General features: G+C 72.3%; 7 protein-coding genes. 2 read left to right on the top strand and 5 right to left on the bottom strand.

Annotation, left to right across the window (positions count from 1 at the left end; genetic code table 11):
- The first annotated feature begins 24 nt into the window (after nt 1–24).
- Together OG985_RS37610 and OG985_RS37615 are read left to right on the top strand one after the other, a co-directional pair.
- Complete coding sequence (locus tag OG985_RS37610; RefSeq protein WP_371672838.1) at nt 25–906, top strand: hypothetical protein; 882 nt, start codon at nt 25–27, stop codon at nt 904–906.
- 79 nt (nt 907–985) lie between these two features.
- Nucleotides 986–5,680 carry a hypothetical protein gene (locus tag OG985_RS37615; protein ID WP_371672839.1) on the top strand — a complete coding sequence of 1,565 codons (4,695 nt, stop codon included), beginning with the start codon at nt 986–988 and terminating at the stop codon, nt 5,678–5,680.
- On the opposite strand, the gene OG985_RS37620 is transcribed toward OG985_RS37615, so the two are convergent.
- The 5 genes from OG985_RS37620 to solA form a co-directional block, all read right to left on the bottom strand.
- Entirely contained in the window at nt 5,681–7,231 is a 1,551-nt protein-coding gene (locus tag OG985_RS37620) for a GMC family oxidoreductase (protein WP_371672840.1), read from the bottom strand.
- Nucleotides 7,232–7,247: 16 nt separating this feature from the next.
- Nucleotides 7,248–8,816, bottom strand: a complete 1,569-nt coding sequence (locus OG985_RS37625; protein WP_371672841.1) for an APC family permease — start codon at nt 8,814–8,816, stop codon at nt 7,248–7,250.
- A 117-nt stretch (nt 8,817–8,933) separates the two neighbouring features.
- The gene (locus OG985_RS37630; RefSeq protein WP_371672842.1) at nt 8,934–10,400 is read right to left on the bottom strand and encodes an aldehyde dehydrogenase family protein; all 1,467 of its coding nucleotides are present in this window, start codon (nt 10,398–10,400) and stop codon (nt 8,934–8,936) included.
- Nucleotides 10,381–11,523: an aromatic ring-hydroxylating dioxygenase subunit alpha gene (locus OG985_RS37635; protein WP_371672843.1), complete on the bottom strand. Its 1,143-nt coding sequence runs from the start codon at nt 11,521–11,523 to the stop codon at nt 10,381–10,383. Before OG985_RS37635 ends, OG985_RS37630 begins: the two co-directional genes overlap by 20 nt.
- Nucleotides 11,524–11,534: 11 nt before the next feature.
- Nucleotides 11,535–12,689: an N-methyl-L-tryptophan oxidase gene (solA, locus tag OG985_RS37640; protein WP_371672844.1), complete on the bottom strand. Its 1,155-nt coding sequence runs from the start codon at nt 12,687–12,689 to the stop codon at nt 11,535–11,537.
- Nucleotides 12,690–12,732: the final 43 nt, after the last annotated feature.

Genomic DNA, 12,732 nt, shown 5'->3' on the forward strand with positions numbered 1-12,732 from the left:
CCCCCACACCAAGGAGTCCCCGTCGTGAGCGAGCACGTCGACCGGAGCGAGCCGGAGGCCGTCGCCGCGCAGGCGAGCGCCGCCGTCACCCCCGCCGACGCCGCCGACGCGGCGCGGCTCGTCGCCTTCGGCCTGCAGCCCAAGCTCCAGCCCGCGCGCGACCAGGAGTACCAGGACCTGCTGCGGCGCTACCGCGAGGAGCCGCCGTTCGCGCGACTCGCGGACGCGGTGGCCGCCGGGCTCGGCCTCGTCGTCCTGGAGGTGTCCCCGCGCGCGGGGATGGCGGTGACCGCCGCCGAGGACTCGGTGTTCGCCGTCCGGATGGGCGACTACGCGCGGCGCACGTCCGCCGACTCGGGGGACCGGTTCCTGCACGGGCTGGCCCATCTCGCCGTCGCGGCCATGGCGTTCCCGCGCCCCGAGGACCTGGCCGACGACGGATACATCGGCCGGATCACCGTCAACGGCGTCGACGCCTTCGTGCGCCAGGCCTGCCGCCGGCTCGAGGAGCGCGCCGAGGTGCGGGGCGAGATCACCGACCCGGCGACCGACGCGCCGGGCCTGGAGACCGCCTGGCGGATCTGGGCCCGCCGCAGCGCGACCGGCGCCACCAAGGACGCCCGCCGCCTCGCCGGTTCGACGACCGGCATCGTAGGCAAGGCCGCGGTCTTCCTCACCGACTCCGGATTCCTCCAGCGCACCGGCGACGACAACGGCGGCACGTACCGCACCACGGCCCGCTATCAGCTCCAGGTACGCGACATGGCGGGCACCGCCGCCATGGCCGAGCTCCTCGAGCTGGGCGTCGTCCCGGTGACGGACGGGACGCCGACCCTGCTGCCCGCCGAGGAGAGAGACGACCTGGAGCTGGTGGCCGACGCAGGGCTCCCGTTCCACTCCTCCTGAGCCTCCGCCACATCCTCCCGCCCGCCCCCGATCTCCTCCCGAACGTTCCCGACCTGCCGAAGACTTACGAGAGTCCGCCATGTACGAGCTGTCCCGGGTCCGCCTCTACTCCATCGGTCCCGCCGGTGCGCGCTACGCCGATACCGTGCTTGACCTGCGGGGCGTGGGCGAGCCCGTGCCCGACCCCGCGCCCACCCAGGCGGAGTTCTTCGCGGACGAGCCCGTCGGCCCGCCCCTGCGGCCCGCCCCCGCCGGCGTGCTCTTCCTGGAGAACGGCGGCGGCAAGTCCGTCCTGCTCAAGCTGATCTTCTCCGTGATGCTGCCCGGCCACCGCAACACCCTCGGCGGCGCCAGCTCAGGGGTGCTGCGCAAGTTCCTGCTCGCCGACGACTGCGGGCACGTGGCGCTGGAGTGGCAGCACGTGCAGACCGGGGAGTGCGTCGTGGTCGGCAAGGCCAGCGAGTGGCGCGGCCGCCAGGTCTCCACCGACCCGCGGAAGTTCGCCGAGGCCTGGTACTCCTTCCGGCCCGGGCCCGGACTGAGCCTCGACAACCTGCCGGTCGCCGAGTCCACCGCCGTACGGCCGCCCGTAGAGGGCCAGTCCGGCGCCCAGGGACGCAGGCGCACCATGAAGGGCTTCCGGGACGCCATCACCGAGGCGGGCAAGGCGTACCCACACCTGGAGGTCCACTGGGAGGACATCCACGACCGGTGGATCGAGCACCTCGGCGACCTGGGCCTGGACCCCGAACTCTTCCGCTACCAGCGGGAGATGAACGCCGACGAGGGCGAGGCCGCCGGCCTCTTCGCGGTCAAGAAGGACTCCGACTTCACCGACCTGCTGCTGCGCGCGGTCACCGACACCCGCGACACCGACGGACTGGCCGACCTGGTCAGCGGGTTCGGCAACAAGCTGGGCCGGCGCGCCGAGCTGATCGCCGAACGGGACTTCACCGCCGGGTCGGTGGACCTGCTCGGCCGGATCGTGGAGGCCGCCGAGGCGCGCTCCCGGGCGCGTGAGGTCCACGCGGGAGCCGAGCGCCGCACGCGGACGCTGGCCCGCCGGCTCTCCGCCCGCGGCACGCGGGAGCGCGTGCGGTCCGGCGACCTCGCCCAGCGGGTGACCGCCGCGGCCCACGCCGTGACGCACGCCGAGGGAGGACGCGGGCGCAGCGCCCTGATCGCCGCCGAACTCGCCTACCGGCACGCCTCGCTGGCCCTGGCCGCGGCGGAGAGGTCGGCGGCCGCGCTGAAGCGTGAACTCGCCGACGCGCGCACCCTGCACTCCGCCTGGCAGGCCGCCGAGGTCGTGCTCCGCCACCGTGCCGCCGCCGACCGCGTCGCCCGCGTGGCCACCGCCATCCAGGAGGCCGAGCGGGACGCGGCTCCGGCGCTCGCCGCCCGGTCAAGGGCCGCCGTGGACCTCGTACGGGCCCTGCACGCGGCCGCGGACAGCGCCGAGACCCTCGCCAACGAGGGCGAGGAGCGGTCCGCCGCGCTGCAGGAGGTCAGCGAGACCGCGCACCGGGACGCCACCTCCGCCGCCACGGAGGCGCAGCGCGCCCGCAGCGAGGTCGGACACCTGCGTCAGCGCCTCACGGAGGTCGAGCAGGAGACCGCCGAGGCGGTCCGCGCGGGCTGGCTCGACGACAGCGCGCCCGACGCCGATCCCGCGCGGGCCGCGCTCGCCGCGAGCGACGCCGAGAAGTCGGCCGTCGCGGCCTGGGACACCGCGCGCGAGGCGTCACGCCGGACGTCCGAACACGCTCGGGAGGCCGCCTCCGCCGAGTCGCGCGCGGAGCTGACGGCGGCCCGCGCGGCCGACGCGGCCGCCGCCGCCGAGCGGTCCCATGAGGCCGAGCGCCGCCTCGCCGAGGGTCTGGCGACCGAGGAGCGGCTCGCGGAACTGCTGAGCCTGCCCGGCGCCTCCGGAGCTTCCGGTGCCGGGCGCGCCGGCGTGCCCGCGCCCCGCGCCGGCAACCCCGTTGACGGTGCCGGGCCCGCAGCCACCGCGAGGACCCCCTCCGGCCGACCCGAGAGCGGGTCCCTCACCCCCGAGGACCTCGACCGCTTCTCCGACGAACTGCGCGAACTGCTCGACGACGCCGTCTCCCGGGCCGAACGCCAGCTCTTCGACCTGCGCACCGCCGCCGCCGACGACGCCCGGATCCTCGGCGCGCTCGGCGACGGCGGACTGCTGCCGCCCGGCCCCGACGTACTGGCCACCGTGGAGTTCCTCGGCGAACGCGGCATCCCCGCGCTGCCCGGCTGGCGCTATCTCGCCCAGGCCGTCGACCCCGTCGACCACGCCCGCGTCCTGGCCGCCCGCCCCGAACTCGTCGACGGCGTGATCATCACGGACCCCGACACCCACGCGCGGGCCCGGGAGGCGCTGAGCGACGCCGCACTGCTGCCGCGCTCCGCCGTGGCGGTCGGCACCGCCGCCGCCCTGCTCGCACCGACAGCGGCTCCCGGCTCCCCCGACGGCCGCCACGCCGACGTGTTCCTCGTGCCGCCGAACCCCGCCATGCACGACGAGCACGCCGCCGACGAGGAACGGCAGGCGCTGCGCGCCCGGGCGGGCGCCCGGGACGAGGAGATCCGGGCACTCGCGGCCCGGCTCGGCAAGGACCGGGAGCTGGCGGCGCGGCTCTCCTCCTGGCGTACCGGCTGTCCCGCGGGGCGGCTCGTCGAGCTGGCGCAGGCCGCCCGGGAGACGCGCGCGTTCACCGAGGAGGCCGAGGCCGAGCTGGTCGAGGCACGGACCGTGCGGATCGAGGCCGACGAGGCGGCCGCCGAGGCCGCCCAGGTCCGCGACGAACGGCAGGAGGCCGCGCAGAAGGCCCGGCGCGCCGCCGACGCCCTCGCCGGGCTCGCCTTCCGGCTGCGCGAACGGGCCGGCTGGCAGGTCAAGTTGCGCGAACTGGCCGACGAGGCGGCCGAGTCGGAGGCCAGGGCCCAGGCCTGTCTGGAGCGGGCCCGGGCCGCCGACGAGGACCGGCGGGCCGCCCAGCGCGCCGGTGACGACGCCCGCCGTACCGCCCGCGCCCTGCGCGCCGAGCGCTCCGAGATCGCGGGCGCCCCCGACGACGTGCCGAAGGACGACGCCGGGGCCCCGAGGTCGTCGCTGCCCGCCCTCCGCGAGGCCTACCGGGCCGCCTCCCAGCTGTACGAGAAGGTCGGTGTGGGCGCCGATCTGCGCGCCGAGCAGGCCCGTGCCGAGAGCGACGAGAGCGCGGCGCTCGCCGAACTGGACCGGTTGAGCAACAAGGTCCGCACGCGCGCGGGCCAGCTTCTCGAGTCGCCCGACGGCTCGGACGGACCTTCCCGGCAGGCCGCCGTGGCCCGCGCCGACGAGCTGGTCCAGCTTCTGGAGACGCGGATGTCCGGAGCCAGCGAGCAGCTCGGCCGGCTGCGCGCCGAGGCCGAACGGCACGCGCCCGAGGACGGCGAGGCGCACACCGAGCTGTCCGAGGACATGCTGCCGCGCGACGCCGAACACGCCCAGGCGCTGTTGCGCACCGCGACCACCGAACTCGCCTCCCGCACCGAGGCGTTGAGCGGAGCCCGGGCGGCGCACGCGGAACTCCTGGAAGCCCATCGCGCCGCCGAGGACGCGGCCGGCGGTTTCGACGAGATCGCCGCGATGCTCCGTGACCTGCTGCGCGAGCACACCACCGAGGAGGAGCAGGACGAGCCGGAGCCGTACCCCGGGACCCCGGAGGAGGCCCGGCAGGCCGCCGCCGAGACCCGCCGCTCCCTGCGCGGCTGCGCCGCCGACCTCTCGGCCGCCGAGGCGGCCGTACGCGAGGCGAGCGACATCCTCGTCCGGCACGCCAACTCCACGCGCTACGAGCAGGTGCGCACACCCGCCCGGCAGCAGATCCGTGAGCTGCCGGCGTCCGCGCTGCCCGAGCACGCCCAGAAGTGGGCCGACGCCTTCGCGCCCAGGCTCCGCGTCCTCACCGACGAGCTGGCGCAGCTGGAGCGCAACCGGGACTCGATCGTGGACCGGCTGCGGGGACTGGTCGAGTCGGCCCTCGCCACCCTGCGCTCCGCCCAGCGGCTGTCCCGCCTGCCCGAGGGCCTCGGCGAGTGGTCCGGTCAGGAGTTCCTGCGCATCCGGTTCGAGGAGCCCGACCAGGCCGTCCTCACCGAGCGGCTCGGCGAGGTCATCGACGAGGCCACCCGGGCGGCCGTCAGGAAGAACTCCGACCTGCGGCGCGACGGAATGTCGCTGCTGCTGCGCGGGGTCGGCGCGGCCCTCCAGCCCAAGGGCATCGCCGTCGAGATCCTCAAGCCGGACGCCGTGCTGCGCGCGGAGCGCGTCCCCGTCGGGCAGATGGGCGACGTGTTCTCGGGCGGGCAGCTGCTCACCGCGGCCATCGCCCTCTACTGCACGATGGCCGCGCTCAGGAGCAACGACCGGGGCCGCGACAGGCACCGGCACGCCGGCACGCTGTTCCTCGACAACCCCATCGGACGCGCCAACGCCACCTACCTGCTGGAGCTCCAGCGGGCCGTGTCCGATGCCCTCGGCGTCCAACTCCTCTACACCACGGGCCTGTTCGACACGACGGCGCTCGCCGAGTTCCCGCTCGTCATCCGGTTGCGCAACGACGCCGACCTGCGGGCCGGCCTGAAGTACATCAGCGTGGAGGAACACCTCCGGCCGGGACTGCCTCGGCAGGCCCCGGCCGGAGAAGGCGAAGCGGTACACAGTGAGATCACGGCGACGCGGATGTTCAGGCGGCCCGCGCCGACCACGACATGATCAGGCGTCCTCCTTCAGCAGGTCCGCGCACTTCTCGCCGATCATCATCGTCGTGATGCACGGATTGACGGCGACGAGGTCGGGCATCACCGAACCGTCGGCCACCCGCAGACCCTCGACCCCCTTGACCCGCAGCCGCGCGTCGAGCGGGGCCGAGGCGTCGTCGTCCGCGCCCATCTTCACGGTGCAGGACGGGTGGTAGACGGTGTTGTGGGTCTTGTGGATGTAGTCGAGCAGTTCGTCGTCGCTGCGCACGTCCGGCCCCGGAGCCAGTTCCGCGCCCGCCCAGCCGCTCAACGCGGGCTGTGACGCGATGTCGCGGGCCAGCCTGAGACCGAAGGTCATCACGCGTACGTCGTGCTCGTGCGTGAAGTACCGCGGGTCGACCATCGGCTTGTCCCGGTAGTCCCGGGTGCGCAGCCGCACCGTCCCCCGTGACTTCGCGCCCGTCACGTTGGGCGTGAGGCAGAACGCGTTCTCGGACGTGGGATAGCCGTGCCGGGCGGTGTTCATGTCGAAGGGCACGGAGCCGTAGTGGAACATCAGGTCGGGCCGGTCCAGGCCCGGTTCGGTGTCGTAGAAGATGCCCGCCTCCCACCACTGGCTGGACGAGGTGGTCATGGGCTGTTTGGCGTCCCACATGATGACGCCCTCGGGGTGGTCCTGGAGATTCCCGCCCACGCCCGCCGAGTCGACCACGACCTCGACGCCGGTCTCGCGCAGGTGCGCGGCCGGTCCGATGCCCGAGAGCATCAGCAGCTTGGGGGAGTCGATCGCGCCGCAGGAGACGATCACCTCGCGCCGCGCCCGTACCGTCCGGGTGTGGATCAGGTCCGGGTCCAGGTACTCGGCGCCCACGCAGCGCCGCCCGTCGAGCACCAGCTTCTTGGCCCGCACCCCCGTGCGTACCTCCAGGTTCGGCCGCTTGCCCAGGACCGGGTGCAGGTACGCGACCGAGGACGACTGGCGGATGTTGTTCTCGTCGGAGTTGATCTGGAACCAGTTGGCACCCCGCACCACCGTCCGTCCCGTGTTGAACGGGGTGGTCGGGATCCCTGCCTGCGCACATGCCTCCAGCAGGGCCGCGCCGCACGGGTCGTCGCTCTTCAGCGTGCGCAGTTTCACCGGCCCGGTGCGGCCGTGGTGGTCGCCGGGAGCGTCGTTGTTCTCCAGCCGCCGGTACAACGGGAAGAGGTCGGCGGCGCTCCAGCCCGTACAGCCTGCCGCCGCCCAGCCGTCGAGGTCCTCGGCCGGGGCCCAGAACGCGATACAGGAGTTGTGCGAGGAACAGCCGCCCAGCACCCGGGCGCGGGCGTGGCGCATGAAGCTGTTGCCGCTGGCCTGCGGTTCGACCGGGTAGTCCCAGTCGTAGCCGGATTCCAGCAGACCCATCCAGCGCTCGAGCTTGAGGACGTCGTCGTCGCCGACGTCGCTCGGACCCGCCTCCAGTACACAGACCGTGACCGCCGGATCCTCCGAGAGACGGGCCGCCACCACGTTGCCCGCGGTGCCGCCGCCGACCACGACATAGTCGAACTCATCGATGTCCATGAGCTGTTGACCTCCTTCAGTCGTTCGCCGGGGCGCCCAGGGGGGTGGACGGCGCGGCCGGGTCCTCCAGCCGGTGCTCGGCGAGTACGCCGGTCCGGTGCCGCTGGACGAACCAGTAGTAGGCGAAGCCGCCGCCGGCGATCACCGCGACGAACAGGACCGCGCCCCACTTCAGGTACCAGTGGAAGGGGGCGGCCGCGTTGTAGACCTCGGCCCGCGGCCAGATCAGGTTGAGCGTCATGGCCGCGCCCCACACCACGGCGATGATGTTGACGAGCAGTCCCCAGCGGCCCAGCGAGAACTTGCCGTCGCCCGCGGGCTGCCACCTGCCGCGCAGCCGGGCCACCAGCATGGGTCCGGTGACGCCGAGGTAGGCGAGGTAGATCATGATGATGCCGATGCTGGTGACGACGGTGAAGATCTGCGGCTGGCGGATGTTGACGACGAGGATCGCCACGGCGAGGACACCGATGACCACAGCGGGCAGCACCGGGGTCTTGAAGCGCGGGCTGACCTTCGCCACCAGCGAGGACGCCGGCAGGTTGTTGTCGCGGGCCATCGCGAAGGCGAGCCGGATCGCCGCCGTGTGCACGGCCAGCGCGCAGACGGTGACCGCGATCAGTACGCACCACAGCATCGCCTTGCCGGCCGTCGGGCCGAGGACGTCGAGCACGATGTACTGCAGACCGTCCGTGGACAGCTTCTCGCCCTTCAGGTTCGAGACGCTCATCAGCGCGAACAGCAGCACGAGCCCGCCGAGGACGAACGAGGCGACGATGGCGCGGATGATCGCGCGCGGTGCGTTGCGGGACGGGTTCAGGGACTCCTCGCCCAGCGAGGCGGCCGTGTCGAAGCCGTACATGACGTAGGCCGAGGCCAGTGAGGCCACCATGAACGCACCCAGATAGCCGGCGGAGTGGCCGGCTCCGGTGCCCTGCGTCTCGGTGACCACCTGCGGTCCCCGCGTGATGTGGACGGCGAACAGCACGATGAGGACGACGGTGGCGACCAGCTCGATGAGCACGCCCGCACTGTTGATGGTGGCCATCAGCTTGACGCCGAAGGCGTTCACCAGGGTCGTGAACAGGATCAGCACCGTCGCGAGCACGACCGCGTTCGTCGCCACGTCGTACTTGCCGGTGCCGTCCCCGACGAACTGGAAGACGGACGAGATCTGCGGAAGCGTCAGCTGGTAGGCGAGGGCGACGGCCGAGATCGACACGATGGACGCGATCAGCATCATCCAGCCGGCGAGCCAGCCGAGATGCGGATTGCCTATGCGCTTCGACCAGTTGTACACCGACCCCGCCACGGGATAGCGGGCGGCCAGCTCGGCGAAGCACAGGGCGACCATGAACTGGCCGACGAAGACCATCGGCCACGACCACCAGTAGGCGGGGCCGCCGCTGCCGTAGCCGAAGTAGAAGAGCTGGAAGGTGCCGGTGAGGATGGAGATGTAGCTGATGCCGGCGGCGAAGGTGTGGAAGTTGCCGAGGGTTCGCTTGAGTTCGGGTCTGTAGCCGAACTCGGCGAGTTCGGCGTCGTCGTGGCCGTGCTCGGACGGTGGTTGCTCGGTGGTCGTCATGAGCGGACTCCTGGTGGGCCTGGAGGAGGGGATGGAGCGGCTCGGCGCGGGTGCCTGGACCGGTGAGGGGGTGGTTGTCCGTGGGGGGCAGGTACGGGTCGGTACGGGTTGTACCGGTCAGGCGAACCATTTCTGGGGCGCGGGAGCCGTGTTGCGCCAGATGTGCTTCGTCTCGCGGTACTCGGCGAGCCCCGAGGGTCCCAGTTCGCGCCCGAAGCCGGACTGTTTGAAACCGCCCCACTCCGCCTGCGGCACATAGGGGTGGTAGTCGTTGATCCAGACCGTGCCCAGCCGCAGCCGTGCCGCGAGCCGGGCCGCCTTGGCCTCGTCGCTCGTCCACACGGCGCCGGCGAGCCCGTAGATCGTGTCGTTGGCCAGGCGCACCGCCTCGTCCTCGGTCGTGAAGCGTTCCACGGTCAGCACCGGCCCGAAGGACTCCTCCTGGACCACCGCCATCCCCGCGGCGCACTCGTCCAGCACGGTGGGCGGATAGTAGAAGCCCTCGTCGAGGCCCGGCCCGGACGGACGCGCGCCGCCGCAGCGCAGCACCGCACCCTCCTCCAGCCCCTTGGCGACATAGGCCTCGACCTTCTCCCGGTGCGCCGCCGAGATCAGTGGCCCGGTCTGCGCCCGTTCGTCGAACGGGCCCCCGAGCCGGATCGCCGAGGCCCGCCGTACGACCTCGTCGACGAACCGGTCGTGCAGCGAGTCCTCCACCAGCAGGCGCGCTCCCGCGGAGCAGACCTGACCGGAGTGCAGGAACACGGCCGTCAGCGCCATGTCGACGGCCGTCTCGAAGTCGGCGTCGGCGAAGACGATGTTGGGGTTCTTGCCGCCGAGTTCGAGCGCGACCTTCTTCACCGTCCCGGACGCGGCCGCCATCAGGCGGCGGCCGGTCTGCAGGCCGCCGGTGAAGGAGACCAGGTCCACGTCCGGGTGGTCGCCGAGCGGCGCGCCCGCCTCCGGACCGGCGCCGAGGACCAGGTTCCCGGCCCCCGGCGGCAGCCCGGCCTCCGCCAGCAGCCGCAGCAGGTGGATCGCGGTGTGCGGGCTCAGCTCGCTGGGCTTGAGCACGAAGGTGTTGCCGGCCGCCAGGGCCGGTGCGACCTTCCAGGCGGTCTGCAGCAGCGGGTAGTTCCAGGGGGTGATGAGCGCGCAGACGCCGACCGGTTCGTACACGACCCGGCTGTCCACGCCCGCGGTCCCCGTGTCGACGACCCGTCCGGTCTCGCTCGCGACCAGCCGCCCGAAGTAGCGGAAGCAGTTCGCGATGTCGTCGATGTCGTACTCGCTCTCGACGAGCCGCTTGCCGGTGTCCAGGGACTCGGCCCGGGCGAGCGCGTCCTTGTCGCGTACGAGCAGGTCGGCGACCCGCAGCAGCAGGTCGCCGCGTTCGTTGGGGGAGGTGCGCGGCCAGGGGCCCTCGTTGAAGGCGCGGCGGGCGGCGGCGATCGCCTCCACGGTGTCCTTGCCGCCCGCCTCGTCCACGACACCGACCAGGGAGCCGTCGGCCGGACAGCGGATCTCGCGGGTGCGTTCGTCGACCGCCCCCCGCCACTCGCCGTCAATGAACAGATCCGGCATGACCGCCTCCCAGCTTTCCGAGGACCCACTCGTGGAAGATCCCTATGTGGTGCTCGTTGGGCACCAGCACACCACCGTTGCGGTACGCCCGCGACGTCATGGCGGGCTGCGTTCGTTCACAGGCCTCGAAGTCCTGCTCGTTCACCCGGTGGAACAGTTCCACCGACTTCGACACGTCGGCCCCCGACTCGACGACCTCCGGCGCGTACAGCCAGTCGCACTCCACCACGGTGCGGTCCTCGGCCATCGGGAACATGCGGTGCAGTATCACGTGGTCCGGTACGAGGTTGACGAACACCGTCGGCTTCACCGTGATCGCGTAGTAGCGGCGGTCCTGGTCGGCGGAGAGGGCGGGCAGCGTGGCGAAGCCCTCGCTGCCGTCGACGGTGAACCCCCTGACCTCCTCGCCGAACTCGGCGCCGTGGCCCACGTAGTACTGGGCCGCGTAGCCGTCCGCGAACTCGGGTAGGACGTCGGTGAGTTCGGGGTGGATCGTCGCGCAGTGGTAGCACTCCATGAAGTTCTCGACGATCAGCTTCCAGTTCGCCTTCACGTCGTAGACGATCCGCCTGCCGAGCGCGAGGTTCTCGGTGCCGTAGTGCTCGATCGCGGCCACGTCGCCGAGCCGTTCGACGGCGGCGCCGAGCACCGACTCCTCGAAGGAGGGCGGCTCGTCGGCCAGGCACACCCAGGCGTAGCCGAGCCACTCGCGCAGGGCCACCTTGACCAGGCCGTACTCGACCCGGTCGACGTCCGGCATCCTGATCAGGTTGGGCGCGGCGACCAGCTTGCCCTCCAGGTCGTACGTCCACGCGTGGTAAGGGCATTGGAGCGTGCGCCGGACCTCGCCGGACTCCTCCGTGCACAGCCGGGCCCCGCGATGGCGGCAGATGTTGAGGAAGGCGCGCAGTTCACCGGTGCGGGTCCGGGTGATGATCACGTTCTCGCGGCCCACCTGGACGGTACGGAAGGCGCCGGGTTTGGCGAGGTCGGCGCTGCGGACGGCGCAGAACCACATCGACTCGAAGACGTGCTCCTGTTCCTGACGGAAGAGTTCCGGGTCGGTGTAGTAGTGCCCCGGGAGGGTGGCGATCAGGCTGGGGGAGGTCGGGGTCGTCGTCACGGAGGTGCTCCTCAGGCGGGCGCGGCGGCGAGGCGGGCGGGGTCGAACAGGCCGACGGGGTGGCCGGTGGTGCCGGTCAGGGCCAGGTCGGCGAGGATCTCGCCGACGACGGGCACGAACTTGAAGCCGTGCCCGGAGAACCCGCAGGCGACGGTGACCGAGTCGGGGTGGGCCGGGTGGCGGGCGATCACGAAGTGTTCGTCGGGGGTGTTGGAGTACATGCAGGTGGCGGCCTTGAGGAAGGTTCCGGGAAGGTCGGGGACGCAACCGGACATGTGGTCCGCCATCGCCCGGATCTCCTCCTCGTGGACCGTCCGGTCGATGGTCTCGGGCGTGGTCACCTCACCCTTGCGGAAGAACGCGACCTTGGCGCCGAGTTCCGGCCCGTCGATGGCGGGGAAGCCGTAGACCTGGACGCCGGCCGCGTCCTCCCAGATGTAGATGGGGTGGTTTTCGGGCACGAAGCGCCGGGTGCCGCCGGCCGGCTGGAACCAGTACATGACCTGCCGCTCGATGGTGAAGGGCACGCCGAGATCCGTCAGCAGCTGCGGCGCCCACGCCCCTGGGCAGATGACGAGCCGGCTCGCCGTGTAGGTGTTCTCCGCTGTGTGGACACGCACCCCGTCCCGGTAGGGCTCCCAGCGGGTCATCGGCTCCTCGAAGTGCAGGTCGGCGCCCTGCCGGGTGGCCAGCTGGAGGTGCGCGGCGACGGTGTTCTCGGGGCGCAGCAGACCGGCCTTCTTCTCGAACAGCGCCACCTCGTCGTCCTTCGGCGTGAGCGTCGGGAACCGGCGGCGGATCTCCCGGGCGTCCAGCATCTCGTGGGGCAGGTCCCATCGTTGGGCGGAGAGCAGGGAGCCGGAGACGGTCCGCGAGTCGGGCGGCCCGACCATCACGCCGCCGGGCAGGATCGCGATCTCGCGGCCGGTGGCCCGCTCCAGGTCCTCGTACAGCTCGTAGGCGCGCAGCAGCAGCGGTACGTACGCCGGGTCCTCGAAGTACGACTGCCGGGTGATCCGGGAACCGCCGTGACTGGAGCCCCTGTTGTGCACCGGGCCGAACTTTTCCAGGCCCAGCACACGGACACCGCGGGCGGACAGGTGGTGGGCGGCGGCGCTGCCCATGCCGCCGAGACCGATGACGATCACGTCGTAAGTGGGTGACACGTGGGCCTCCTAGGTCGCGCCCGGCAGGGGCGCGGGAACCGCG

The sequence above is a fragment of the Streptomyces sp. NBC_00289 genome (assembly GCF_041435115.1).
GTDB lineage: Bacteria > Actinomycetota > Actinomycetes > Streptomycetales > Streptomycetaceae > Streptomyces.

What these genes read in the sequence shown, in the direction of transcription:
- OG985_RS37620 (WP_371672840.1), bottom strand. Translation starts at nt 7,231, where the DNA reads ATGGACATCGATGAGTTCGACTATGTCGTGGTCGGCGGCGGCACCGCG.
- OG985_RS37625 (WP_371672841.1), bottom strand. Translation starts at nt 8,816, where the DNA reads ATGACGACCACCGAGCAACCACCGTCCGAGCACGGCCACGACGACGCC.
- OG985_RS37615 (WP_371672839.1), top strand. Translation starts at nt 986, where the DNA reads ATGTACGAGCTGTCCCGGGTCCGCCTCTACTCCATCGGTCCCGCCGGT.
- OG985_RS37630 (WP_371672842.1), bottom strand. Translation starts at nt 10,400, where the DNA reads ATGCCGGATCTGTTCATTGACGGCGAGTGGCGGGGGGCGGTCGACGAA.